Origin of the sequence: Burkholderia catarinensis (assembly GCF_001883705.2) — a bacterium.
Lineage (GTDB): Bacteria > Pseudomonadota > Gammaproteobacteria > Burkholderiales > Burkholderiaceae > Burkholderia > Burkholderia catarinensis.
In genome coordinates this window covers 97,172-123,276 of the sequence record NZ_MDEQ02000018.1, presented here as the reverse complement: position 1 = coordinate 123,276, position 26,105 = coordinate 97,172, and the positions used below count along the sequence as shown (strand labels likewise).

Below are 26,105 nucleotides of genomic sequence, written 5' to 3'. Positions count from 1 at the left end.
GTCGTCCCCGAATCAACAGGAAGCAAGGAGCGAGACGTGGCGGTTGACAGGACATGCGCGCGGGACGGCGGGCCGGAGCGCCGGCAGGCGACGGGCGGGACGACGGGTGCGCCGGCGCGCGCACGGCGGCGTTGAGGAGCGGATGGCGACCATGAGCATCGATTACCAGACGCTGAAGTTCGAATACCGCCCGCGCGCGGATGACGCGGCCGTTCACCCGGTGATCGTCGTCGGCGCGGGCCCGGTGGGCCTGTCGGCCGCGATCGACCTCGCGCAGCAGGGCGTGCCCGTCGTGCTGCTCGACGACGACGACACGCTGTCGACCGGCTCGCGCGCGATCTGCTTCGCGAAGCGCACGCTCGAGATCTTCGACCGGCTCGGCTGCGGCGAGCGCTTCGTCGACAAGGGGGTGAGCTGGCACGTCGGCAAGGTGTTCCTGCAGGACGAGCAGCTCTACGCATTCGACCTGCTGCCCGAGGAAGGGCATGCGCGCCCCGCGTTCATCAACCTGCAGCAGTACTACGTCGAAGGCTATCTGGCCGACCGGGCGTTCGAGCTGCCGAACATCGACATCCGCTGGAAGCACAAGGTGACGGGCATCGAGCAGTCGGCCGAACACGCGGTGCTGACGATCGAGACGCCGGAGGGCGTCGCGACGCTGCGCGCGCAGTACGTGATCGCGGCCGACGGCTCGCGCAGCCCGATGCGCACGATGATGGGCCTCGAAAGCCACGGCCGCACGTTCAAGGATCGCTTCCTGATCGCCGACGTGAAGATGAAGGCGGAGTTTCCGACCGAGCGCTGGTTCTGGTTCGATCCGCCGTTCCACCGCAACCAGTCGGTGCTGCTGCACCGCCAGCCGGACAATGTGTGGCGCATCGACTTCCAGCTCGGCTGGGACGCCGACCCCGCCGCCGAGAAGCAGCCGGAGCGCGTGATCCCGCGCGTGCGTGCGCTGCTCGGGCCGGACGTCGAGTTCGAGCTCGAATGGGTGAGCGTCTATACGTTCCGCTGCCAGCGGATGGGCACGTTCCGTCACGGCCGCGTGCTGTTCGCGGGCGATTCCGCACACGGCGTGTCGCCGTTCGGCGCGCGCGGCGCGAACAGCGGTGTGCAGGACGCGGACAACCTCGGCTGGAAGCTGAAGCTTGTGCTCGACGGCCGCTCCGCCGACAGCCTGCTCGATACGTACGCCAGCGAGCGCGAGTTCGCCGCCGACGAGAACATCCGCAACTCGACGCGCTCGACCGACTTCATCACGCCGAAGAGCCCGGTGTCGCGCGTGTTCCGCGACGCGACGCTGAAGCTTGCGCGCGACTGCGAGTTCGCGCGCAAGCTCGTGAACAGCGGCCGCCTGTCGGTGCCGGCCGTGCTCGCCGATTCGCCGCTGAATACGCCGGACCGCGGCGGTGACGCATTCGCGTGCGCGATGCGGCCGGGCGCGGCGGCGGCCGATGCGCCGGTGCGCGCGCAGGGTGCGTCGGGCTGGCTGCTGCAGCACCTGCGCGGCGGCTTCACCGGCGTGCTGTTCGGGTTGCCGGGCGACGCGGCCGCGCTCGCGCAGGCCGTCGACGGCCTCGCGCTGCCGGTGCGGCCCGTGCTCGTCGTGCCGGCCGGGCACGCGCAGCCGGTGGCCGGCGTCGACGTCGTGGAGGACGTCGACGGGTTCGCCGCGCAACGCTATGACGCGAAACCCGGCACGTTCTACCTGCTGCGTCCCGACCAGCACGTCTGCGCCCGGACGCGCACGCTCGACCGTCAGGCGATCGCCGACGCGCTGGCGCGCGCGACCTGCGCATGCTGAACACCGATTGAACACGATAACGATACGGAGACCCGTCATGCCCCCACTCGACACCCGCCCGCGCCTGGCCGATCCGGATGCGTTCTACGAAGCGCTGATCGACATGCATCGCGACCTGTCCGACGCCGACAGCCAGCTGGTCAACGCGAAGCTGATCCTGCTGCTTGCGAACCAGATCGGCGACGCCGACGTGCTGCACGAAGCGATGGCGCTCGCGCGGCAGGGCGTGACGCCGGCCGTGCATCCGGCCGCCGAGGTCGCGCAATGAGCGCGGCGCCGGCCGACGCACGCGTGCTCGAAGTCGAGCACGTGATCGACGAGACCCATAACCCGGGCTTCCACTGGATGCTGCTGGTGCTGTGCGGGCTGTGCCTCGTGATCGACGGCTTCGATGCGCAGGCGATGGGTTACGTCGCGCCGAGCGTGATCGCCGAATGGGGCGTGCCGAAGCAGGCGCTCGGCCCGGTGTTCAGCGCGAGCCTGTTCGGGATGCTGCTCGGCGCGCTCGGGCTGTCGGTGCTGGCCGACCGGATCGGGCGGCGCCCGGTGCTGATCGGCTCGACGCTGTTCTTCGCGGTGACGATGCTCGCGACGCCGTTCGCGGGTTCGATCCCGGTGCTGATGGCGCTGCGCTTCGTCACGGGCCTCGGCCTCGGCTGCATCATGCCGAATGCGATGGCGCTGGTCGGCGAGTTCAGCCCGGCCACGCATCGCGTGAAGCGGATGATGATCGTGTCGTGCGGCTTCACGCTCGGCGCCGCGATCGGCGGCTTCATCAGCGCCGCGCTGATTCCGGCGCTCGGCTGGCGTTCGGTGTTCTTCGTCGGCGGCGCGGTGCCGCTCGTGCTCACGATCGCGATGGTCGCGCGGCTGCCCGAATCGCTGCAGTTCCTGGTGCTGAAAGGGCGCGATACGCAGGCGCGCGACTGGCTCGCGCGCTTCGCGCCGCAGGCCGGCATCGATACGAACACGCGGCTCGTCGTGCGCGAGCGCGCCGCGACCGGTGCGCCGGTCGCCGAGCTGTTCAGCCACGGCCGCCTGCCGGTCACGCTGCTGCTGTGGGCGATCAGCTTCATGAACCTGATCGATCTGTACTTCCTGTCGAACTGGCTGCCGACCGTGATGCGCGAGGCGGGCTATTCGCAGGGCACCGCGGTGATCGTCGGCACGGTGCTGCAGACGGGCGGCGTGATCGGCACGCTGTCGCTCGGCTGGTTCATCGAACGCTACGGCTTCGTGCGCGTGCTGTTCGCGTGCTTCGCGTGCGCGGCCGTGTCGGTGGGCCTGATCGGCTCGGTCGCGCATGCGCTGCCGTGGCTGCTGGTCGTCGTGTTCGCGGGCGGGTTCTGCGTGGTCGGCGGGCAGCCGGCCGTGAACGCGCTCGCGGGCCAGTATTACCCGACGTCGGTGCGCTCGACGGGCATCGGCTGGAGCCTCGGCATCGGCCGGATCGGCTCGGTGCTCGGGCCGCTCGTCGGCGGGCAACTGATTGCGCTCAACTGGTCGAACGGCGCGCTGTTCCATGCGGCCGCGGTGCCCGTGCTGTGCTCGGCGCTGTTCGTCCTCGGCCTGGCGGGCGTGACGCGGCGCAATGGCGCGCAGGCGCCGAACGCCGCCCTGAATTGATGGAGAAAGGAAACGATGACGCTTGACCTGTCGAAACCGGCGGGAGCCGGCTACCTGAGCGGTTTCGCGAACGAATTCGCGACCGAGGCACTGCCCGGCGCGCTGCCGCACGGGCGCAACTCGCCGCAGCGCGCGCCGTACGGGCTGTATGCGGAGCAACTGTCGGGCACCGCGTTTACCGCGCCGCGCGGCCACAACCGCCGTTCGTGGCTGTACCGCATCCGCCCGGCGGCCGTGCACCGGCCGTTCGAGCCGTTCGCGGGCCCGCAGCGGCTCGTGTCGGAGTTCGGCGACTCGGCCGACGTGCCGCCGACGCCGCCGAACCAGCTGCGCTGGGATCCGCTGCCGATGCCGGCCGAGCCGACCGATTTCGTCGAGGGGCTGGTGACGATGGCCGGCAACGGCTCGGCCGCCGCGATGAACGGCTGCGCGATCCACCTGTACGCGGCGAACCGCTCGATGCAGGACCGCTTCTTCTACAGCGCCGACGGCGAGCTGCTGATCGTCCCGCAGCAGGGGCGCCTGTTCATCGCGACCGAATTCGGCCGGCTCGACGTCGAGCCGTTCGAGATCGCGGTGATCCCGCGCGGCGTGCGCTTTTGCGTCGTGCTGCCGGACGGCGACGCGCGCGGCTATATCTGCGAAAACTTCGGCGCGCAGTTGCGCCTGCCGGATCTCGGCCCGATCGGCTCGAACGGTCTCGCGAACCCGCGCGACTTCCTGACGCCGCAGGCCGCGTACGAGGATCGCGAAGGGGCGTTCGAGCTGATCGCGAAACTGAACGGCCGCCTGTGGCGCGCGGACATCGGCCATTCGCCGCTCGACGTCGTCGCGTGGCACGGCAACTACGCGCCGGTCAAATACGACCTGCGCCTGTTCAACACGATCGGCTCGATCAGCTTCGACCATCCCGATCCGTCGATCTTCCTCGTGCTGCAGTCGCAAAGCGATACGCCGGGCGTCGATACGATCGACTTCGTGATCTTCCCGCCGCGCTGGCTCGCGGCCGAGGATACGTTCCGCCCGCCCTGGTTCCACCGCAATGTCGCGAGCGAGTTCATGGGGCTCGTGCACGGCGCGTACGACGCGAAGGCCGAAGGCTTCGTGCCGGGCGGCGCGAGCCTGCACAACTGCATGTCGGGCCACGGGCCCGACGCGGACACGTTCGAGAAGGCGTCCGCGAGCGATACGAGCAAGCCGCACAAGGTCGACGCGACGATGGCGTTCATGTTCGAGACCCGCACGCTGATCCGGCCGACGCGCTACGCGCTCGACACCGCGCAGTTGCAGGCGGACTACTTCGAATGCTGGCAAGGCATCCAGAAACACTTCAATCCGGAGCAACGATGAGCGATATCCGAGACTGGCGCGCGACGCTCGACCCGGCCCGCAAGAGCTGGGTCGAGACGGCGAACGATCCCGCCTGCGATTTCCCGATCCAGAACCTGCCGTTCGGGATCTTCAGCGATGCGAAGCAGGCGGCACGCCGCGCGGGCGTCGCGCTCGGCGACCAGATCGTCGATCTCGCGGCGCTTGCGCGCGCGGGCCTCGTGACGCTGCCGGCCGGTGCCGATGCGTTCGCCGCGCCGACGCTCAACGCGTTCATCGCCCTTGGCCGCGACGCGTGGCGGAGCGTGCGCGTGCAGCTGTCCGACCTGTTCTCGCGCGACAACGCGCGGCTGCGCGACGATGCGGCGCTGCGCGCGCAAGTGCTCGTCGCGCAGCGCGACGCGACGCTGCATTTGCCGGTCGACATCCCCGGCTACACCGATTTCTATTCGTCGAAGGAGCACGCGACCAACGTCGGCTCGATGTTCCGCGATCCGAAGAATGCGCTGCTGCCGAACTGGTCGGAGATGCCGATCGGCTACAACGGCCGCGCGTCGTCGGTGGTCGTGAGCGGCACGCCGGTGCGGCGCCCGAACGGGCAACTGAAGCTGCCCGACCAGGAGCGCCCGGTGTTCGGCGCGTGCCGCAAGCTCGACATCGAACTGGAGACGGGCTTCATCGTCGGCCAGGGCAACGCGCTCGGCGAGCCGATCGCGTGCGAGGACGCGGAAGCGCATATCTTCGGGATGGTGCTGCTGAACGACTGGAGCGCGCGCGACATCCAGCAGTGGGAGTACGTGCCGCTCGGCCCGTTCAACGCGAAGACCTTCGCGACGACGATCTCGCCGTGGATCGTCACGCTCGACGCGCTCGACCCGTTCCGCACCGCGCAGCCCGAGCAGGCGCCGCAGCCGCTCGCGTATCTGCAGCACGCGGGCAAGCACGCGTTCGACATCGCGCTCGAAGTGACGCTGCGCGCCGAAGGTGCCGCGGAAGCGACGTCGATCTGCCGTACCAACTTCAGGCACATGTACTGGACGATGGCGCAGCAGCTCGCGCATCACACGGTCGCGGGCTGCAATACGCGGGTCGGCGACCTGATGGGCTCGGGCACGATCAGCGGGCCGACGAAGGATTCGTTCGGCAGCCTGCTCGAACTGACGTGGAACGGCAAGGAGCCGGTTGCGCTGAACGGCGGCGGCAGCCGCGCGTTCATCGAGGATGGCGACGAGCTCACGCTCGCCGGATGGTGCCAGGGCGACGGCTATCGCGTCGGCTTCGGCACGTGTGTCGGCAAGATCCTGCCGGCGGCGAAGGCGTAACACGCAACGTGGCGCGTCCATGAGCATGACGGCCCGCATTGCGCGGGCCGTCGTCGTTTATGCAGTGTGATCGGCGTATCCGCGGCCGGGCGGTGCGTGTTCGCGCCGTCGTCGTTTCGGCGGCGTGCTGCGGTGTGCTCGTGCGCCGGCGTCAGACCGCGCGTTGCAATGCGGCGCGGCGCTCCCACAGCGCGGCCGCGACGAACGCCGCGACGCAGACGACCAGCACGCCGACCAGCGCGTTGCTGCCGAGTTGCTCCATCAACGCGCCCGCGACCAGCGGGCCGCCGAAGCTTGCGGCGCTCCACGACGCCGACACGAGCGAGCTCGCGGTGACGAGCGCCGCACCGCGGAAGCGTTCGCCGCATGCGACGAGCGACAGCGTATAGATGCTGCCGGCCGCGGCGCCGAGCACGAACAGCAGCGGCCAGCACAGCCACGGGTTCGCGACGACGAGCGGCAGCAGCGGCAGGCCGGCCAGCACGATCCAGCCCGCGCCGAGGTGCACGCGTTCGCGGCCGAGCTTGTCCGCGAGCCAGCCGATCGGGAACTGCATCGCGGTATCGCCGAACAGCATGATCGACGCGAGCAGCACGGCGGTCGCGCTCGCGACGCCGTGATCCATCGCGTAAAGCGGCAGCAGCGACAGCGCGAGCGTGTCGAACAGCGCGAAGAACCCGGTGCCGATGATCAGCGCCGGCATGCGCGGCAACACGTCGAGCCAGCGGCCGTGTGCCGCGTGATGCGCATCGTCGCCGGCGAGCGGTGCGCGACGGATCGTCGCGAGCGTCGGCAGCGCGAGCAGGAACAGCGCGCCGCACAGCGCGAAGCGGATGCTCGTCGCGCCCGCGATCTGGCTCACGAGCACGGGGCCCGCCATCTGGAACAGCGTGAAATTGGTCGCGTAGATCGCGACGACGCGGCCGCGCGTCGAATCGTCGGCGAGCTGGTTGACCCACGCTTCGCCGATCGTGAACAGCAGCATCAGCGCGGCGCCGCACAGCACGCGCAGCACGCCCCACAGGATCAGGTTCGACGTGAACTGCATCAGCGCGGTGGCCGCCGCGAGCAGCACGACCGACACGACGATCGCGCGGCGCGAGCCGATGTGTCGCGCGAGCGCGGTGACGAACGGGACGATCGCGAGGCCGCCGAGGGCCTGCGCGGCCGTCAGCATGCCGACGACGTTGGTGCCGTGCCCGGCTTCGGTCAGCGCGAGCGCGGTGAGCGGCAGCGTGGCGCCGGTCCCGAGGCCGACGACCGCGACGCTCAGGATCAGTGCGAGGAAATCGCGATTGAGAATGGCTTTCATCGGCCGGGATGCTACACCGCGGACCTTGAAAGGTCCATGAAGGCCATCAGGTTCGAATGGCGTTGCGTGCGCAACGAATGAAGTGCCGTTGCGTTACACGTATTCGGTCGGCGCGGCCACTGGGCGGCGCTCGAGCGACGCCGACCACAGCGTGAGCGCCAGCGCCGCGACGGCCATCGCGACCCCGACCCACGGCAGGCTCACGAGCGATACGCCGGAGCCGATCGCCATCCCGCCGAGCCACGCGCCCGTTGCGTTGCCGAGGTTGAACGCGCCCTGGTTCAGCGTCGACGCGAGGTTCGGCGCGTCGCTTGCGCGATCGACGATCATGATCTGCAGCGGCGGCACGATCGCGAACGCGAGGATGCCCCACACGAAGATCGTCGCGAGCGCGGCGAACGGCAGATGCATCGTGCCCGCGAACAGCGCGAGGACGACGCCGATCAGCGCGAGCGTCGCGATCAGCGACGGCATCCGGCGCCAGTCGGCGAGCTTGCCGCCGAGCGTGCCGCCGACCGTCAGCCCGAGACCGAACAACAGCAGCACGTAGGTGACCTGGTGCGGCGAGAAGCCCGTCACGTCCTCGAGGATCGGCGTGATGTACGTGAACACGCTGAACAGGCTCGCGGACGCGAGCACGCTGATGCCGAGCACCATCAGCACCTGCGGATGCTTCAGCACGCTGAATTCGCGCGTGATGCTGGTGTCGGGCATCGCGAGGTGCTTCGGCAGGCACACGGCGAGCGCGGCGGCCGCGGCGATGCCGATGCCGGTGACGGCCCAGAACGTCGCGCGCCAGCCGAACGCCTGCCCGAGCGCGGTGCCGAGCGGCACGCCGAGCACATTCGCGAGCGTGAGGCCCGTGAACATCAGCGCGATTGCCTGCGCGCGGCGGTTCGGCGCGACGAGGTTGCTCGCGACCACCGAGTCGATCCCGAAGAACGCGCCGTGGCAGAACGCGGTGACGACGCGCGCGGCCATCAGCACCGCATAGCCGGGTGCGATCGCGCAGAACAGGTTGCCCGCAATGAACAGCCCGATCAGGCCCATCAGCGCGCGCTTGCGCGGCATCTTCGCGGTGACGATCGCGAGGATCGGCGCGCCGATCGTCACGCCGAGCGCGTAGCCCGACACGAGCATCCCGGCGGCCGGAATCGATACGCCGAGATCGCGCGCGACATTGGGCAGCAGCCCCATGATCACGAATTCGGTGGTACCGATTCCAAAGGCGGCGACGGCGAGGGCGAAAAGAGGTAAGGGCATCGCGGTAGGCTCGGGAAAAGCCGTCGCTCGGGCTGGCGCAGGAGGCGCGGGACGGGGCGGACGGTAAGGCGAACGACAGCCGCGATTCTACTTCAGTGAAAACCCCTATGCTCGGGGCCAAAACGGTTGTTGCCGGCGTGCGACGGGGCAGCCCGCGTGATGCTCACAGTGTGGGATTCGATGGCGCTGCGGCAGTGAATTTGCCGGGGTCGGAACGATAGCGGCGGGGGCGCCGCTCGTCAGGCGACTCGTTCGGGCGACCCGTCGGCGATGGCGTTCGACGGGCTTGCCGCGTCGGCGTCCGGTGCCGCGTCCGCGTCCACGGGCGACGAAGTCGAACCGGCGCCGTCGATCTCGGCCGGATCGTCCCAGCCGTTCTCGAACAGGCACGCTTCGATCGGCATCCGCGCGGCCCAGCGCTCCTGTTCGAGCATCGGTTTCGCATAGAACGCATCGACGTGCCCGACGCACAGCACGGCAATCGGCTTCGCGCCGTCTGGCATCCGGAGCAGCGTGCGCAGCGCATCGACGTCGAACAGCGACACCCAGCCCATCCCGAGCCCTTCCGCGCGGGCCGCGAGCCACATGTTCTGGATCGCACACGCAGTGGACGCGAGATCCATCTCCGGCAGCGTGCGGCGGCCGAACACGTGGCGCTCGCGGCCGTCGGCGAGCGCGACGACCAGCAGCTCGCCGCATTCGCGCACACCTTCGACCTTCAGCCGCATGAATTCGTCCTGGCGTTCGCCGAGCGCGTCGGCGGTCGCGCGGCGCTCGGCCTCGACCAGCGCGTGGATCGCGGTGCGCAGCGCGGGATCGGTGATGCGGATGAAGCGCCACGGCTGCATGAAGCCGACGCTCGGCGCGTGGTGCGCCGCGCGCAGCAACCGCGCGAGCATGGCCGGATCGACGGGCGCCGGCGTGAAGTGGCGCATGTCGCGCCGTTCGAAAATGGCGCGGTAGACCGCGGCGATGTCGGAGTCGTCGAAACGCATGAGCGGCAAAAGCAGGGGAGGACGTCGGCGCAACGATAGCAGACGGCGGGGCGGGAATCGTTACTTCAATCGAAACAAAGTGCGGAATTGTTGATGCAAAAGAGCGGGAATGCAGCAGCGATCAAAAGCAAACGATTGCGAAGCGCCGGCAGCCCCCAAACATGCCGATTTTCAGCGGTTCGCCGTCACGACGTTCGCGGGCGCCCCCGCATGCCACGCCTCGATGTTCAGCAGCGTCGTGTGCGCGATCTCGGCCAGCGCCTCGCGCGTGAAGAACGCCTGGTGCGACGTGACGATCACGTTCGGGAACGTCAGCAGGCGCGCGAGCACGTCGTCCTGCAGCGGCAGATCGGAGTGATCCTCGAAGAAGAGCCCGCTTTCCTCCTCGTACACGTCGAGCCCGAGATGGCCGAGCTGGCCGCTCTTGAGTGCGTCGACCAGCGCCTGCGCATCGACGAGGCCGCCGCGCCCCGTGTTGATCAGCATCGCGCCGTGCTTCATCCGTGCGAGCGTCCGTTCGTTGATCAGATGGTGCGTCGACGGCAGCAGCGGGCAGTGCAGACTGACGATATCGGCGTGGTGCAACAGCTCGTCGAGCTCGACATAGCGCGCGCCGAACGCGATCAGCTCGTCGTTGTACGGCGGCACCGAGTGCGTGAGCACATGCATCCCGAAGCCCATCATGATCTTCGCGAACACGCTGCCGATGATGCCGGTGCCGATCACGCCGACGGTCTTGCCGTGCAGGTCGAAGCCGAGCAGCCCGTTCAGCGAGAAGTCGCCTTCGCGGGTGCGCGCGACGGCGCGCGGCAGGCGGCGGTTGAGCGCGAGGATCAGCGCGACCGCGTGCTCGGCGACCGCATGCGGCGAATAGGCGGGCACGCGCACGACCGTGATGCCGAGCCGCTCGGCGGCCGCCAGGTCGACATGGTTGAAGCCCGCCGAGCGCAGCGCGATCAGGCGCGTGCCGCCGTCCGCCAGCCGTTCGAGCACGGCCGCGTCGACGGTGTCGTTGACGAACGGGCAGACGACGTCATAGCCGTGCGCGAGGATCGCGGTCTCCGCGTCGAGGTGCGACGGCTGGAAGTGCAGCCGATAGCCGAACCGCCGGTTGGCGGCGTTAAACGAATCGTCGTCGTACTGCCGGCTGCTGAACAGGATCACGCGCACGCTGCACCTCCAATGGCTGACGCGCGCAGTTTACTGCAGGCCCGTGATGATGTCGGAGCGCTCGGGCCCGCGCGCCGGCCGCAGGAAGCCGTAGTCCGTCCGTTCGCGGGCCGTCTGCGCGCTGAAGTGGTCGAGCGCGTGCTCGACGAAGCTGCGCGTGCGGGCCGGCACGTACTGGCGGTTCGGGTAGACGAGCGACAGCTGCGTGTCGGGATCGTCGATCCGGTAGCCGGCCAGCAGCCGCACGAGCGTGCCGCTGGCGAGCGCGTCGGCGACGCACGGCTCGGGCAGCACCGCGATGCCGGCGCCGGCCACGACGGCCGCGTGGACGAGCGCGAGCTGGTTGACCGTGCAGGCCGGGCGCACCGTGACGGCATGCGCGACGCCGTCGTGGCCGACCAGTTGCCACGCGGGCGCGTGCTGGTGCGGCGCGAGCGTGACCCAGTCGTGGCCCGGCAGATCGTCGGGCGCGCGCGGCTCGCCGCGCCGGTCGAGATAGGCCGGCGCCGCGCACGCGACGAACGGGTTCGGCGCGAGTGCATGGCCGATCAGCGTCGGGTTGCCGTCGAGCCGGTTGCCCGTGACGATGCCGACGTCGTAGCCCGAATCGAGCACGTCGAGCGGCCCCTCGGCGACGGTCAGCTGCACGCGCAGCTCGGGGTAGCGGTGCCGGAAGCTGCTGACGAGCGGCGTCAGCGCCAGCGGCGACAGCAGGCCCGACGCGACGACGCGCAGCGTGCCGGCCGGTTCGCGCACGGCATGCGCGACGGACGATTCGAGGTGGTCGAATTCCTCGAGCAGCGCGCGGCAACCGTCGAGGTAGCGCACGCCGGCCTCGGTGAGCGACAGGTTGCGCGTGGTGCGGTGGATCAGCCGTGTGTTCAGGTGGCCCTCGAGCATCGCGATCGAACGCGTGACGAGCGCATTGGACACGCCGAGATGGTGCGCCGCGCGCCGGAAGCTCTGCTGCTCGGCGACGCAGACGAATACACGCATGGTCTGAATCTGGTTCATGGCTTGCGTATTTCTGGCCCGGTTGATTGATTATGGTTGTGATTTTGCGCCGCGCAGCGTCGAAAGCGCATCGCGCGGCCCCTGGTTTTTCCCTCGGATCGAAAAATCGGTTTTCGATTCTGCAGACGATTGTTAAATACAGAACCGATATCCGTCAACCTGAGAAAAGGGGCGGGTTGCGGAAAATCGAAATCGGAGGTACCGCGTTAAACGCGGCGATGCTGAGCGCGCCTGCCGGGCAAAACCGGTGCGGTATTGGAATATGCGTCGCGGCGGTGAATATTGTTTATGTTAATCAATAGGTTGCGCGTATTTTGAGCACGTTCGATCGGTTAATCCAAGGAGTCGTTCCCCAATATATGCTGCAATAGTGAATGTTTTTTTCGTGATTGGATTCTGCGTATTGCATTCCGTGCGGAGATTTTTATCGGGCATCCGGTGTGTTTAGATCGATGCGCAAGTCGTGCTGAACCGCCGGTTTCGACGAATCGATGGCGATATTGGCGGAGAAAATCGCACGCCTGGAACCGTTTCACACCCGGCCGGCAATCCCTTTTCAATCCGGAAAGACCGGCAAGCGACGCCCGCGCGGCCGGGTGGCCCGGTGCGGCGACCGGGCCACCATCGCGCTGTCCGGCCGCGCGTGCCTCTTGCGCGAGGCTGCGGAACGCGGAATGATCGATCAGTTCGCCATGCCGCGCGGCGAGCGTCCGTGCACTTCCTTTCCTCGACCTTTACCTGCCATGTCCATCGATTATTCGCCGATCCCCTGTCCCGTCGTCGTGCCGCTCGACGCGATCCTGCCCGAAGAACCGCTGCTGATGATGGGGGCCGGCCCGGTCCCGATCCCGGCCGCCGTCGCGAAGGCGAACACGATCGTGATCAACCACCTCGGCGCGACGATGGCGAAGATCATCGAGCAGGTGAAGGAGATGGCGCGCTACGTGTTCCAGACCCGCACGAAATGGGTGCTCGGCGTCGCGGGCCCCGGCTCGGCCGCGATGGAAATGGCGATCTCGAACCTCGCATGGCGCGGCACGCGCGTGCTGTCGATCCGCAACGGCTTCTTCAGCGCGCGGATGGCCGAGATGGCCACCCGCGTCGGCGCCGACGTCGCGACGCTCGAAGTGGCCGATCGCGCGGTCGCGAGCCTCGACGAGATCGCGGACGCGATCGCGCGCGAGCGGCCCGAGATCGTCACGATCGTGCAGGGCGAGACGTCGAACACCGTGTGGAACCGCGACCTGCGCGACATCGCGGCGCTCGCGAAGGCGGCCGGCGCGCTGGTTGTCGTCGATGCGGTGTGCACGCTGTCGACGATGCCGCTCGAGATGGACGCGTGGGGTATCGACGCGGTGATCACCGGCGGCCAGAAGGGGCTGTCGTCGATCCCGGGCGTGTCGCTGATCGCGTTCTCCGACGCCGCGTGGTCGCGCATGAAGCATCGCCCCGAACCGAACGCGCACTGGTGCCTCGACATGGCGCTCGCCGAGAACTTCTGGCACAACGCGGGCTATCACTACACGGCACCCGTGTCCGGCGTGCTCGCGCTGCACGAGGCGCTGCGGCTCGTCTGCGCGGAGACGCTCGAAAGCCGTTTCGCGCGCCATCTGCGTTGCTCGCTCGCGCTGCAGGCGGGCGTCGAGTCGATGGGGCTCAAGCTCTATGCGCCGAAGGACTGCCGGCTCAATTCGGTGGTCGGGATCGAGACGCCGGAAGGGCTCACGCCCGGGATGATCTGCGGCCATATCTCGAAGCAGCACCAGGTCGAGATCTCGGGCTCGTTCGGGTTGCCGATCGTGCGGATCGGGCAGATGGGCGAGCAGTGCCGCGAACACAACCTGTTCCGCACGCTGCATGCGTTCGGCCGCACGATGGTCGACCTGAAGGTGCCGGTCGACCTGCCGGCCGGTGTCGCGGCGCTCGAACAGGAACTGTCGCGGCGCGGCGCGTAAGCCGGAAGGGGGCCGCGCTCAGCGGCCCTGCATCGCGCGCCGGTACGTGTTCGGCGTCGTGCCGTGCGCGTCGCGAAAGCGATGGCTGAAGTGGCCGGCGTTCGCGTAGCCGCAGTCGGCCGCGATCTGCGCGAGCGGCAGCGGCGTCGTGCGCAGCAGCTCGCGCGCCCGCGCGAGCCGCTGCTCGGCCACCCACGCGTGCGGCGCACGGCCGAACGACAGCCGGAACATCCGCGAGAAGTGGTATTCGGACAGCGATGCGACGTCGGCGAGTTCGCCGAGCGTCAGCGGCTGCGTCAGGTACGTATCGATATAGTCGCGCACGCGGCGTCGCACGGCCGGCGCGAGCCCGCCACGGAACGACGTGTCGGTGCGCGTTGTGCTCTGCCCGCGCAGCAGCAGGCTCAGCACCTCGTGCGCGGTCTCGTTCACGCGCAGCCGCTCGTCGGCATCGTCCCAGCCGTCCAGCGCGAGCGAGCGGAGCAGCGCGGCGACGCGCGCATCCTCGAAATAGGTCCGGTCGGCGAGCTTCAGCTCGCGCGGCTCGCGGTCGAGTTCGCGGATCGCGCGCTGCGTGAAGTGCTCGGGCAGGAAATACAGGTGGATGAAGTGCATCTCGCCGCGCACCCACCAGCGCGATTCATGGTCGCCCGGCAGCGCGCACAGCAGGCTCGGCGCGCCGTAGCGCGGCACGCGCTGGCGCTCGGTCCGGTAGCCGCCGTCGAGGTAGCACGACAGCGTGTGGTGGCCGGGCTGCTCGTAGACCGTCTCGCTTTCGTCGGTGATCCGCGTCCATTCTGCGATCGCGAGATGGTCGCCGAGCCACGCGAAGCGCTCGAGCGTCGCGTTCGCGTCGGCGAGCGTGCGGCAGACCGACTGCAGGCCGAACGGCAGATCGCCGCCGGCCAGGGCGGCGGCATGGTCGACGGGCGGGGCGGAGAGGGAGAGACTCATGGTGCGCCGAGTATAAGCGGGCGCGCGGCACCGCGTGCGGCGTCCCGAAAAAGACCGCAATTCCGGACAATCGGCGCGCGCCGGGCGGCGGCATAGTCGGGATCCCGTGTCACCCGATTTTCCGGATCATTGCCGCCATGAACCTGTCGCTCTATTTCGTCACCGTGCTGATCTGGGGGACCACCTGGATCGCGATCAAATGGCAACTCGGCGCCGTGCCGCCGCCCGTGTCGATCGCGTGGCGCTTCTGGCTCGCGGCCGCCGTGCTGTTCGCGCTGCTGCGCGTGATGCGCCGGTCGATCCGTCCGCCGCGCGAAGCATGGCGCTTTCTCGTCGCGCAGGGTTTCGCGCTGTTCTGCCTGAACTTCCTGTGCTTTTACTACGCGGAGCAGGTCGTGCCGAGCGGCCTCGTCGCGGTGATCTTCTCGACCGCGCCGCTGTTGAACTCGATCAACGGCCGGCTGTTCATGGGCCGCCCGCTGCGGCCGTCGGCGATCGCCGGCGCGTTGCTCGGCCTGGCCGGCATCGCGTGCCTGTTCTGGCAGCAGATGGCCGGCCATCTCGACGACCACGCGACCTGGATGGGGCTCGCGATCGCGTTCGCGGGCACGATGTGCTTCTCGGCCGGCAACCTGCTGTCGAGCCGGATGCAGTCGATGGGGCTGCACCCGCTCGCGACCAACGGCTGGGCGATGCTGATCGGTGCGGCGATCCTGACCGTCGGCAGCGCGGTGGCCGGGATGCCGTTCACGCTGGACATGAGCCCGCGCTATCTCGGCGCGCTCGTCTACCTGGCCGTGCCGGGCTCGGTGATCGGCTTTACCGCATACCTGACGCTCGTCGGCCGGATCGGGCCGGAGCGCGCCGCGTACTGCACGGTGCTGTTCCCGATCGTCGCGCTGGCCGTGTCGACGGTGTTCGAGGGCTACCGGTGGTCGCCGCTCGCGGTGATCGGGCTGCTGCTCGTGGTGGCCGGCAATCTCGTCGCGTTCGACCTGACGCGCCGGCTGTTTCTCCGGACCGCCTGACCGGCGCGGCCGCCGCGCCGGCCGCCGGACAACAAAAAACGCCCGCGCGATGCGGGCGTTTTCTTTTGAGGGCGCCGGCGCCGCGAATCGGCGACCGGTTTGCGCGACGTTTCGTCAAGCCGCCGCGCCACTCCCCGCGACACGCGCCTGCCGCTGGTACAGCACCATCGACAGCGCGACGCCCGCGGCGGCGGCGGCGGCCGCGAACAGGAACACCTGCGGATAGCCGAACGCGCCGGCGACAAAACCGGCGAGCGGGCCCGTGATGCCGAGCGACAGGTCGAGGAACACCGAGTATGCGGACAGCGCCGCGCCGCGGCTCGCGGGCGGCACGAGCGCGACGGCCTCGACGCCGAGCGCCGGGAAGATCAGCGCGAAGCCGAAGCCCGTCAGCGCGGCGCCGACGAGCGCGACATGCGGCACGGGCGCGAGCCACAGCAGCACGAGGCCCGCGCATTCGAACGCGAACGACACGATCGCGACACGGAAGCCGCCGTGGGTCTTGATCGTGTTCGCGAACAGCAGGCGCGCGCCGATGAACAGCGTCCCGAATACGGTCAGCGACAGCGCGGCGTTCGGCCAGTGGCGCGCCGCGTAGTACAGCGTGACGAAGGTCGCGATCGAGCCGAAGCCGGCCGAGCCGAGCGCGAGGCCGAGGCCGTGCGGCAGCACGCGCGTGAACACGCTCGCATACGACATCCGCTCGCCGTGCACGAGCGGCACGGAAGCGATCGGGCGCGCGAGGTAGAAGCCGAGCGCGGCGAGCGCGATCACGATCACGCCGATCAGCGCCGGATTCAGCGTATGCGCGATCGCGACGCCGACCGGCGCGCCGAGCGCGAGCGCGCCGTAGGTCGCGATGCCGTTCCACGAGATCACCTTCGCGTTGTGCGCGACGCCGACCCGGCCGATGCCCCACAGGATCGCGCCGGTGCCGCACAGGCTCTCGCCGACGCCGAGCACGAGCCGGCTCGCGACCAGCAGCACGAGGCTCGCGACCGGCCAGTGCGCGAGCAGCAGCGCGACGAGCAGCAGCACGCCCGACACGCCGCAGCCGACCAGCCCGCGCAGCACCGTCTGCTTCGGGCCGAGCGTATCGGCGAGGCGCCCGGCGAGCGGCCGCGACGCGAGCGTCGCGAAATACTGGACGCTGATCGCGCCGCCCGCGACGATCGCGGAAAAGCCGAGGTCGTCGTGGACGAAGCCCGGCAGCACCGCGAGCGGCAGGCCGATGGTCAGGTAGCAGATGAACGTGAAGCAGACGACGGACACGATTTGCAGCGTGACCGCGAACCCGCTGCGCGGCGGTATGGCGGAATCGGTGGACATGGGGTCGGAACGAATGAGCGGAGCGAACGGAAAGCGGCGAAAAAGGGAATCGGGATTTTCCCATGGAACCGGTTTTAACGCAGGTGCCACGCGGCTACTATTGAGTTAGTCGCGGCCCGATTTCATCGATTGCGGATCGGCGAGGGCGGCGCGGGAAGGCACGCGGCGCACCGTCCGGCAAGGGCGCCGGGCAGCTCCGGCGTTGTCCCGGTGCTCATATCGCGGCAGTTATATGGGCCCCATGCGGGTTGGGCTATGGGTTGCGGAATTTGACGGTGATAGCGTGCAAACTGTCAGAAAAACATCGGTCGAGCGCTCCGCGCAGGCTGCCTTGCCCCATTTTGAAGAACCATCGAGACATGAGTGAGCCGATCCGCTTCTACCATCGTCACGCGATTCGCGAAGTCAGCGGCGCGGACGTCACCCGCACCGTGCTGCAGTACCTGCGCGAGGACGCGCATTGCACCGGCACGAAGGAAGGCTGCGCGGAAGGCGACTGCGGCGCGTGTACGGTTGTCGTCGGCGAGCTGACCGACGCCGGCGCGGTCGAGTTCAAGGCCGTCAACGCATGCATCCAGTTCCTGCCGACGCTCGACGGCCGTGCGCTGCTGACGGTCGAGGACCTGCGCCAGCCGGACGGCGCGCTGCACCCGGTGCAGCAGGCGATGGTCGACTGCCATGGTTCGCAATGCGGGTTCTGCACGCCCGGCTTCGTGATGTCGATGTGGGCGCTGTACGAGAAGCACGGCCACGAAGGCTGCGGCAGCGCGTGCGCGAAGGCGAAGGACGTGCCGACGCGCACCGAGATCGCCGATGCGCTGACGGGCAATCTGTGCCGCTGCACCGGCTATCGCCCGATCGTCGATGCGGCCGTGCAGATGTTTGATGCGACCGGCGAAGGCGCACCCGCGCCGTCGGCGCCGGTCGACACGGCCGCGCTGGCCCGCACGCTTGCGTCGCTCAAGCGCGACGACACGTTCGATTACACGGCGACCAGCGGCGCGCGCTTCGCGGCGCCGCGCACGCTCGACGCGCTGGCCGCGCTGAAGGCCGAGCGTCCCGACGCGCGGATCCTCGCGGGCAGCACCGATATCGGCCTGTGGGTCACCAAGCAGATGCGCCGGCTCGACGACCTGATCTACGTCGGCCAGATCGCCGAACTGCAGCGCCTCGTGGAACGCGGCGACTGGATCGAGATCGGCGCGGGCGTGACGGTCGAGAAAGCGTATGCGGCGCTGGCCGGCACGTATCCGGAACTGACCGAGATGTGGAAGCGCTTTGCGTCGCTGCCGATCCGCAACGCGGGCACGATCGGCGGCAACGTCGCGAACGGCTCGCCGATCGGCGACACGATGCCGGGCCTGATCGCGCTCGGTGCGCGGGTCGTGCTGCGCGGCGGCGACACGGTGCGCGAGCTGCCGCTCGAGGCGCTCTATACGGGCTACCAGCAGAAGGACATGGCGCCGCACGAGTTCGTCGTCGGCCTGAAGGTGCCGACCCGCACCGGCGCGCGCGAGAAGCTGCAGTTCCGCACCTACAAGCTGTCGAAGCGGTTCGACTCCGACATCTCGGCCGTCTGCGCGGCGTTCGCGTTCATCGCGGACGGCGACACGATCCGCGAGCCGCGCATCGCGTTCGGCGGGATGGCCGCGACGCCGAAGCGCGCGCCGCACACGGAAGCCGTGCTCGACGGCGCGCTGTGGCACGAAGCCACCGCGCAGGCCGCGATGCAGGCGCTCGAGCGCGACTACCAGCCGCTGTCCGACATGCGCGCGACGAGCACGTATCGCCTCGATACCGCGAAGAATGTGATGTACCGATTCTGGCTGGAGACGCGCCCGCATGACCCGCTGCCGCCGCAAGCCCTGAATGTGCGTGAAGTGGCCGCCGAAGCCGGCGCCGACGCGGCGCGCGTCTGAAGACGGAGAACAACGAACATGAACCAGCAAGCAGAACCGTTCCTGAGTACCCTCGACCCGCAAGCCGACGCCGCGCAGGTGCACGTGTCGCGCGCGCACGAATCCGCGCACCTGCACGTGAGCGGGCGTGCCACCTACACCGACGACATCCCGATCGTCGCGGGCACGCTGCACGCGGCGCTCGGGTTGTCGGCGAAGCCGCACGCGAAGATCCTGTCGATGAACTTCGACGCGGTGCGCGCGACGCCGGGCGTGGTCGCCGTGTTCACGGCCGACGACATCCCGGGCGTCAACGATTGCGGCCCGATCATCCACGACGATCCGGTGCTCGCCAAAGGCATCGTGCAGTTCGTCGGCCAGCCGATGTTTATCGTCGTCGCAACGTCGCATGAAACCGCGCGGCTCGCCGCGCGCCGCGCGCAGGTCGACTACGAGGAGCTGCCCGCGATCCTGACCGCGCAGGAAGCGCGCGCGGCCGAAACCTACGTGATCCCGCCGCTGAAGCTTGCGCGCGGCGACGCGGCCGCGCGGCTCGCCGCCGCGCCGCACCGCGAGTCGGGCGAAATGCTGCTCGGCGGCCAGGAGCAGTTCTACCTGGAAGGGCAGATCGCCTACGCGGTGCCGAAGGACGACGACGGGATGCACGTGTACTGCTCGACGCAGCACCCGAGCGAGATGCAGCACCTCGTCGCGCACGTGCTCGGCGTCGCGTCGCACAACGTGCTCGTCGAATGCCGCCGGATGGGCGGCGGGTTCGGCGGCAAGGAATCGCAGTCGGGCCTGTTCGCGTGCTGCGCGGCGCTCGCCGCGTGGAAGCTGCTGTGCCCGGTGAAGCTGCGTCCGGATCGCGACGACGACATGATGATCACCGGCAAGCGGCACGACTTCCATTACCGCTTCGACGTCGGCTACGACGACGACGGCCGCCTCGACGGCGTGGCGCTCGACATGACGTCGCGCTGCGGCTTCTCGGCCGACCTGTCGGGCCCGGTGATGACGCGCGCGGTGTGCCACTTCGACAACGCGTACTGGCTGGGCGACGTCGCCATCGCCGGCTACTGCGGCAAGACCAACACGCAGTCGAACACCGCGTTCCGCGGCTTCGGCGGCCCGCAGGGTGCGTTCGCGATCGAGTACATCCTCGACGACATCGCGCGCTCGCTCGACCGCGATCCGCTCGACGTCCGCTATGCGAACCTGTACGGCAAGACCGAACGCAACGTGACGCCGTACGGGCAGACGGTCGAGGACAACGTGCTGCAGGAGCTGCTCGGCGAACTCGAGACGACGAGCGACTACCGCGCGCGGCGCGCGGGCGTGCGCGAATTCAACGCGCGCAACACGGTGCTGAAGAAGGGCATCGCGCTCACGCCGGTGAAATTCGGGATCGCGTTCAACGTCACGCACTTCAACCAGGCCGGCGCGCTGGTGCACATCTATACCGACGGCTCGGTGCTCGTGAACCACGGCGGCACGGAGATGGGGCAGGGGCTCAACACGAAGGTCGCGCAGGTCGTCGCGCACGAGCTCGGCATCCGCTTCGGCCGGATCCGCGTGACGGCGACCGACACGAGCAAGGTCGCGAACACGTCCGCGACGGCTGCGTCGACGGGCTCGGACCTGAACGGCAAGGCCGCACAGGATGCGGCGCGCCAGTTGCGCGAGCGGCTCGCGGCGTTCGCGGCGAAGCAGTTCGGCGACGGCAAGGTCGATGCGGCCGACGTGAAGTTCGGCAACGACTTCGTGTGGGTCGGCGGCAACGGCGTGCCGTTCGGCGAAGTGATCGCGAAGGCGTACCTCGCGCGCGTGCAGTTGTGGTCCGACGGTTTCTACGCGACGCCGAAGCTGTACTGGGACCAGTCGAAGCTGCAGGGCCGGCCGTTCTACTACTACTCGTACGGCGCGGCCGTGTCGGAAGTCGTGATCGACACGCTGACGGGCGAGATGCGCACGTTGCGCGTCGATGCGCTGCACGACGTGGGCGCGTCGCTGAACCCGGCGATCGACATCGGCCAGGTCGAAGGTGCGTTCATCCAGGGGATGGGCTGGTTGACGACCGAGGAGCTGTGGTGGAACAAGGGCGGCAAGCTGATGACGCATGCGCCGTCCACGTACAAGATCCCGACCGTGAACGACACGCCGCCCGAATTCAACGTGCGGCTGTTCCAGAACCGCAACGTCGAGGACAGCATCCACCGGTCGAAGGCCGTCGGCGAACCGCCGCTGCTGCTGCCGTTCTCGGTGTTCTTCGCGGTGCGCGATGCGGTCGCGGCGGTCGGCGATTACCAGGTGAACCCGCCGCTCGACGCGCCGGCCACCGGCGAGTCGATCCTGCGCGCGGTGAATGCGGTGCGCGCGGCGCGCGCAGTGAAGGCAGGCTGACATGAAACGACCCCCACGCTCACGTCGTTCGCTGTCGACCGGAGTTGGCGCTTCAGCGCTTACTCCGGTCCCATGCACGGCTCCCCCCGCGGGGGCGGTCAGCCTCTTTGGGGCGGCCCGGCGGAGGCTGATATGAACGAGCCCCCACGCTCGCATCGCGTCGCGCCGAACCCGGCATTCGCGCAGGGCACCGGCCAGCGCAACCGCGCGAGCGGCGCGCCGGCGCCGATGCACATCGTGCTGTTCGGCGCCGGGCATGTCGGTCACGCGCTCGTCACGCTGCTCGGCGCGCTGCCGTGCGTCGTGCAGTGGGTCGACACGCGCGACGAGCTGTTCCCGGACGAATGCCCGCCGAACGTGCAGCCGGAGCCGACCGACACGCCGGAGGCCGTCGTCGATGCCGCGCCGCCCGGCGCGTACTTCCTCGTGATGACGCACAACCATGCGCTCGACTTCTCGCTCGCCGAGCAGATCATGCGGCGGCGCGACTACGCGTACTTCGGGATGATCGGCTCGCGCACCAAGCGCGTGAAGTTCGAGCGCCGGCTCGCCGCGCGCGGCGTCGATCCGGCCCGGCTCGTGGAGATGGTGTGCCCGATCGGCGTCGCGGGCATCGTCGACAAGGCGCCGGGCGCGATCGCGGTGGCCGTGTGCGCGGAGCTGCTGCAGGCGCGCTCGGGCATGCCGGTGGCCGACGCGAAGGCCGCCGCGTCGGGGCGTGCGCGCGACGACGTGTCCTGCGCGCGGTAACGCGGCGCGGCCGGCGCACGACCGCGCGTTTTTGCATACACTGCACGGCGACGCGCGGCATCGGGCCGCGCCTTACCGCGCACGTACCATGTCCGATCACCCGATCTATCTCGACACGCTCGATGCGAGCCTCGTCGCCATCGAGCGCTGGCTGTCCGGCGTCGATACCGCGCCCGCGGCGCTCGATGCGCTGCTCGCGCCGTTCTCCGCCGATTTCACGATGATCCTGACCGATGGCCGCGTGGTCGACCATGACGGCACGCGCGCGCTGTTCGCGAAGCTCGCCGGCGCGAAGCCGGGGCTGCGCATCACGCTGTCGGAAATCCGCGTGCTCGCGGCCGACGCATCGCATGCGGTGATCACCTATTTGGAAGCGCAGCATGCGGCCTCGGGCGAGCTGCCCGCGCGTCGCGCGACCGCCGTGTTCGCACGCGACGCGGCGGGCGTCGTGCGCTGGACCCATCTGCAGGAAACGTTCTGCACGGCCTGAGCGGCCGCGCCGCATTTCAGCGCTTGCGGCCGCGGGTGACCGTCAGCTCGTCGGACACGCTCTGCATCAGCGCGCACAGCCACGCGATGTCGGTCGGGCGGTCGGGCTGCGGATGCGTGAGCAGGTAGCTCTTGATGCGCGGGAACGGCACGGGTGGCGTGACGACGACGAGCGGCAGCAACTGCGCATAGTGCGTCGCGAAGCGGCGCGTCGTCGTGAAGATCAGGTCCGACTGCAGCAGCACTTGCGGCACGATTCCGAAGTACGGCAGCGTCGTCACGATGCGCCGCGTGAGGCGCGCACGCGCGAGGCCGATCTCGATCGCGTTGCGCTTGTCGCCGGTGTACGGCGTCGGCGCGACGTGCGCGGCCGCCGCATACGCTTCACGCGTGAGCGGCACGCGCGCGAGCGGGTGCGCATCGCGCATCAGGCACACGATCGTGTCGGAGAACAGGTCCTGGCGCGCGAACTGCGGGTCGGGCTTCGGCCAGTTGCCGATCACGAGATCGAGCGCGCCCGATTCGAGCGCGCCCGCGTGGTCGAGCGCGGGATTCAGCGAGTCGATTTCCAGGTGCGCATGCGGCGCCGCGTCGCGAAAGCGCTCGATCAGCGTCGGCATGAAGAAATCGTTCAGGTAGTCGGGTGCGGCGACGCGGAACGTGCGCCGCGCGGACGACGGATCGAAGTCGCCGTGCGGCGTCGCGATGAAGTCGACCTCGCGCAGCGCGCGCGCCGCGGCTTCGAGCAGCGACGCGCCGTATTCGGTCGGCACCATCCCGGATTTGCCGCGCACGAGAATCGGGTCGTTCAGCGTCTCGCGCAGCTTGCGCAGCGCGGTGCTGATCGCGGGCTGGGTCTGGTTCAGCCGCAGCGCGGCCTGCGTGACGCTGCGCTCGAGCAGCAGCGTGCGCAATACGCGCACGAGCCAGATGTCGAGCGAGGCGGTACGGTCGTCGTCTTCCATCGGTGCGGGTGATTCGGGGGAAGCGTAACCTTACCGCAGCCGCGTGTTGCCGTGCGTGATACCGGCCATCACGCACGGCCCTTCGGCAGCGTGCTGATCCGCTTGACCTCGCGCGATTCGAGCCAGTTCGGCGTGCGCGCGCAGTACAGCACCATCGGCAGCGCGTCCTCGCCCCAGAAAAGCTGCTGGTTCATCCAGAACGTCGGCACGCCGAACACGCCGAGCGCGATCGCGTCGGCGTTGTTGCGGGCCAGTTGAGCGGTGGTCTCCTCGAATTCGATCAGCGCGTCGCCGTGGCCGACGCCGACGTGCTCGCACAGCGCGGCGAAACCTTCCGGCGTCGACGGATCGTTGCCGTCGCGCCAGATGAAGCGGAATATTTCCAGCACCGTCGCGATATCGGCGCGCAGCGCGATCGCGAGGCGCAGCACCTTGTCGGAATCGAACGGGTGCGCGGGCGGCATCTTGAAGCGGATGCCGAGCTGTTCCGCGCGAAACAGCGCGTGACGGTACGTGAACACGCGCTTGGCCGGCACGTCGGCGCTCGGGCGTTGACCCCAGTGGCGCTGCAGGTCGATGAGCGACACGGCGACGGGTTCGAACGGCACGTTCGGCCATTTGTCATGCTGTTCGAGCAGCAGATAGGAGAACGGCGACACGAAGTCGAAGAACCAGGCGGGCTGGGCGGTATCGAGGCCGGTTGTCATGGCGATCTCCAGAGGGTGGGGCGTGCGGCGCCTCGCGGCGGCCTCCATGTTACGCGGCGGCGCGCGCGTGCAGCAATGATCGCGGATCGTCCGCTCACGCGGAACCGGGAGTCGCCCGGGGGGGATCGCCGGCCGGCGGCGATGCCGAGCCGGCGCGCGCCTGCGGCGGGCCGCCGGCGCCTGGCGTGACCGCCGGCGTGCCCTGGTCGTGCGCGGTGAGCCGTTCGCGCACGAAGCCGATGTGCTCGCGCAGCACGTAGAACTGCCCGGCGTAGGCCAGCGGCATCTTCATCCGGTTCACGGCTTCCTCGATGTCGTCGAGCTCGTCGAGCAACTGGACGCGCTCCTCGGCCGTGTGCTCGCCGAGCGCGCGGCGCTCGAGCGCGATCAGCGCGCCATACCAGCGGTAGATGCGCGAGCGCACGCGCCAGCCATACAGCGACGGCACGAGCCGCAGCCCGGGGATCAGCACGACGATCAGCGGCACGACCACGACGAGCAGCCGGTCGACGAGGCTTGCGACCCAGAACGGCAGCCGCCGGTACAGGAAGGTCTTGCCCGACTTGTAGTAGCGCGCGGCGTCGTCGGACAACTGGAAACCGCGCGTGACGGGCGACGGGAATTCGCCCGCGTGCTGCAGGATCGTCGCATGGCCGTGCACCTCGCGCGCGGCCTCGATCAGCAGGTCGGACAGCGCCGGATGCAGCGAGTCGCGCGCGACCAGCTCGATCGTCGGCGCGACCGTGTGGATGTCGGCGGGCGGCAGGTTGTGGCCGAGATCGTAGACGCCCATCGGCAGCGTGATCGCGGTCAGGTACGGAAAGCGCCGCGCGTACGCTTCGGCCTGCGTGAACGAATACACGTGCACGCCCGGCGCGCGGAACAGTTTCGCCATCACCGGGATCTGCGTCGAGTCGCCGGACAGGAACGCCGCGTCGATCTTGCCATCGAGCAGCGCGGTCGCCGCGTCCTCGCCGGCGGTCGGCAGCAGCTCGGTCGAGCCGCCCGGCACGATGCCGTTCATCTTCAGCAGCGCGAGGCTCAGTTCGCGCGCGCCGCTGCCTTCCGCGCCGAGCGCGAGCCGCTTGCCCTTGAAGTCGGACAGGCGCGCGACGACCGGGCCGCGGTACATGATCGCGAGCGGCACGTAGCCGATGCTGCCGAGCGACACGAGGTGTTCGTCGCGCTCCTTCGGGCCGATGCCGCTCTGCACGAAGCCGACGTCGACCGGCGCGTCCGGGTTCGACAGCCGCGCGAGGTTCTGGGCGGACCCTTCTGACGATTGGACGTCGAGCGTGACGCCGTTCTTCGCGAGGATCGTCTTGTATTTCTGCGCGGCGTTCCAGTACGTGCTGCCGGGCGGCCCGGACGAGATCACGAGCGTGGACGGCGGCGCCGGCTGGATCAGCCTGACCGCGAGCCAGACGGCCGCGGCGGCGAGCAGCACGGTGGGGCCGATCGACAGCGCGAGGTCGCGCCACGACACCGCGACGAAGCGGGCGAGGATGCGGCGAGGCGGGCGAGGGCGGGCAGGCTTCATGGGGTCGGCGGATGACGCTGGCGTGACGTATCGATGACGGTCGTCGCGGACGATGCGGATTCTCGCGGCGATGGTACCCGGTTTCGCCGCGCATGCGCGAGTCGGGCAGCCGCGGCGCGGCTGCGCGGCGACAGCGGCGGGCGGTGGCGCGTCAAAAGCTTTGCGATTCCGCGGGCGCTGGATTACATTGTGCGACGCAGCCGCGCCCGATTCGCGCGCGACCCGGCACGTAATGAGACCGGGCGCGTCCGG

21 protein-coding genes are annotated in these 26,105 nt (G+C 69.2%); 11 read left to right on the top strand and 10 right to left on the bottom strand.

The genetic code is table 11. The features are described from left to right. Positions 1-142: 142 nt before the first annotated feature. Genes BFF94_RS26405 through fahA form a run of 5 tightly spaced genes read left to right on the top strand, consistent with a single transcriptional unit; the run spans position 143 to position 6,081 of the window. Positions 143-1,804 (top strand): FAD-dependent oxidoreductase, encoded by a 1,662-nt coding sequence (locus BFF94_RS26405; RefSeq protein WP_219140048.1) that lies wholly within the window; start codon positions 143-145, stop codon positions 1,802-1,804. Positions 1,805-1,841: 37 nt separating this feature from the next. After that, the gene (locus tag BFF94_RS26400) at positions 1,842-2,072 is read left to right on the top strand and encodes a DUF2783 domain-containing protein (RefSeq protein ID WP_128850649.1); all 231 of its coding nucleotides are present in this window, start codon (positions 1,842-1,844) and stop codon (positions 2,070-2,072) included. Beyond that, positions 2,069-3,430, top strand: a complete 1,362-nt coding sequence (locus tag BFF94_RS26395; RefSeq protein ID WP_128850651.1) for an MFS transporter — start codon at positions 2,069-2,071, stop codon at positions 3,428-3,430. The genes BFF94_RS26400 and BFF94_RS26395 overlap by 4 nt, the downstream gene beginning before the upstream one ends. Before the next feature lie 15 nt (positions 3,431-3,445). Beyond that, positions 3,446-4,780, top strand: a complete 1,335-nt coding sequence (hmgA, locus tag BFF94_RS26390) for a homogentisate 1,2-dioxygenase (protein WP_219140047.1) — start codon at positions 3,446-3,448, stop codon at positions 4,778-4,780. Further along, the gene (gene fahA, locus BFF94_RS26385; RefSeq protein WP_128850654.1) at positions 4,777-6,081 is read left to right on the top strand and encodes a fumarylacetoacetase; all 1,305 of its coding nucleotides are present in this window, start codon (positions 4,777-4,779) and stop codon (positions 6,079-6,081) included. Before hmgA ends, fahA begins: the two co-directional genes overlap by 4 nt. Positions 6,082-6,232: 151 nt before the next feature. On the opposite strand, the gene BFF94_RS26380 is transcribed toward fahA, so the two are convergent. The 5 genes from BFF94_RS26380 to BFF94_RS26360 all read right to left on the bottom strand — a co-directional run bounded on the left by BFF94_RS26380 (position 6,233) and on the right by BFF94_RS26360 (position 11,835). Beyond that, the gene (locus BFF94_RS26380; protein WP_219140046.1) at positions 6,233-7,393 is read right to left on the bottom strand and encodes an MFS transporter; all 1,161 of its coding nucleotides are present in this window, start codon (positions 7,391-7,393) and stop codon (positions 6,233-6,235) included. Between the two features lie 93 nt (positions 7,394-7,486). After that, positions 7,487-8,656 carry an MFS transporter gene (locus BFF94_RS26375; protein ID WP_128850657.1) on the bottom strand — a complete coding sequence of 390 codons (1,170 nt, stop codon included), beginning with the start codon at positions 8,654-8,656 and terminating at the stop codon, positions 7,487-7,489. Between the two features lie 239 nt (positions 8,657-8,895). After that, positions 8,896-9,651 carry a 5,6-dimethylbenzimidazole synthase gene (gene bluB / locus BFF94_RS26370; RefSeq protein WP_128850659.1) on the bottom strand — a complete coding sequence of 252 codons (756 nt, stop codon included), beginning with the start codon at positions 9,649-9,651 and terminating at the stop codon, positions 8,896-8,898. Between the two features lie 171 nt (positions 9,652-9,822). Then, positions 9,823-10,821, bottom strand: coding sequence for a 2-hydroxyacid dehydrogenase (locus tag BFF94_RS26365; protein ID WP_219140045.1), 999 nt, complete (start codon positions 10,819-10,821; stop codon positions 9,823-9,825). Between the two features lie 30 nt (positions 10,822-10,851). After that, a complete protein-coding gene (locus BFF94_RS26360; RefSeq protein ID WP_219140044.1) occupies positions 10,852-11,835 on the bottom strand; it encodes a LysR family transcriptional regulator in 984 nt (327 codons plus the stop codon). A 743-nt stretch (positions 11,836-12,578) separates the two neighbouring features. Here BFF94_RS26360 and BFF94_RS26355 point away from each other — a divergent pair. Next, the gene (locus BFF94_RS26355) at positions 12,579-13,790 is read left to right on the top strand and encodes a pyridoxal-phosphate-dependent aminotransferase family protein (protein WP_128850662.1); all 1,212 of its coding nucleotides are present in this window, start codon (positions 12,579-12,581) and stop codon (positions 13,788-13,790) included. 18 nt (positions 13,791-13,808) lie between these two features. Here BFF94_RS26355 and BFF94_RS26350 read toward each other — a convergent pair whose 3' ends face one another. Next, positions 13,809-14,744 (bottom strand): helix-turn-helix domain-containing protein, encoded by a 936-nt coding sequence (locus tag BFF94_RS26350; protein WP_128850665.1) that lies wholly within the window; start codon positions 14,742-14,744, stop codon positions 13,809-13,811. Positions 14,745-14,881: 137 nt separating this feature from the next. Here BFF94_RS26350 and BFF94_RS26345 point away from each other — a divergent pair, with 137 nt between their 5' ends. Continuing rightward, complete coding sequence (locus BFF94_RS26345; protein ID WP_128850667.1) at positions 14,882-15,772, top strand: DMT family transporter; 891 nt, start codon at positions 14,882-14,884, stop codon at positions 15,770-15,772. Between the two features lie 114 nt (positions 15,773-15,886). Here BFF94_RS26345 and BFF94_RS26340 read toward each other — a convergent pair whose 3' ends face one another. Continuing rightward, complete coding sequence (locus BFF94_RS26340; protein ID WP_219140043.1) at positions 15,887-17,101, bottom strand: MFS transporter; 1,215 nt, start codon at positions 17,099-17,101, stop codon at positions 15,887-15,889. 359 nt (positions 17,102-17,460) lie between these two features. On the opposite strand from BFF94_RS26340, the gene xdhA reads away from it, so the two are divergent. From xdhA to BFF94_RS26320, 4 genes are all read left to right on the top strand, one after another. Then, entirely contained in the window at positions 17,461-19,020 is a 1,560-nt protein-coding gene (gene xdhA / locus BFF94_RS26335) for a xanthine dehydrogenase small subunit (protein ID WP_128850670.1), read from the top strand. An 18-nt stretch (positions 19,021-19,038) separates the two neighbouring features. Next, positions 19,039-21,402 carry a xanthine dehydrogenase molybdopterin binding subunit gene (xdhB, locus tag BFF94_RS26330; RefSeq protein ID WP_219140042.1) on the top strand — a complete coding sequence of 788 codons (2,364 nt, stop codon included), beginning with the start codon at positions 19,039-19,041 and terminating at the stop codon, positions 21,400-21,402. 132 nt (positions 21,403-21,534) lie between these two features. Beyond that, a complete protein-coding gene (gene xdhC, locus BFF94_RS26325) occupies positions 21,535-22,152 on the top strand; it encodes a xanthine dehydrogenase accessory protein XdhC (RefSeq protein ID WP_219140041.1) in 618 nt (205 codons plus the stop codon). A gap of 88 nt (positions 22,153-22,240) precedes the next feature. Next, on the top strand, positions 22,241-22,642 hold the full coding sequence (locus BFF94_RS26320) for a polyketide cyclase (RefSeq protein WP_128850672.1): 402 nt from the start codon (positions 22,241-22,243) through the stop codon (positions 22,640-22,642). A gap of 16 nt (positions 22,643-22,658) precedes the next feature. Here BFF94_RS26320 and BFF94_RS26315 read toward each other — a convergent pair whose 3' ends face one another. The 3 genes from BFF94_RS26315 to BFF94_RS26305 all read right to left on the bottom strand — a co-directional run bounded on the left by BFF94_RS26315 (position 22,659) and on the right by BFF94_RS26305 (position 25,853). Then, a complete protein-coding gene (locus tag BFF94_RS26315) occupies positions 22,659-23,606 on the bottom strand; it encodes a LysR family transcriptional regulator (protein ID WP_128850674.1) in 948 nt (315 codons plus the stop codon). A gap of 68 nt (positions 23,607-23,674) precedes the next feature. Beyond that, positions 23,675-24,313, bottom strand: a complete 639-nt coding sequence (locus BFF94_RS26310; protein WP_128850677.1) for a DsbA family protein — start codon at positions 24,311-24,313, stop codon at positions 23,675-23,677. Between the two features lie 94 nt (positions 24,314-24,407). Next, entirely contained in the window at positions 24,408-25,853 is a 1,446-nt protein-coding gene (locus BFF94_RS26305) for a TAXI family TRAP transporter solute-binding subunit (protein ID WP_219140040.1), read from the bottom strand. Positions 25,854-26,105: the final 252 nt, after the last annotated feature.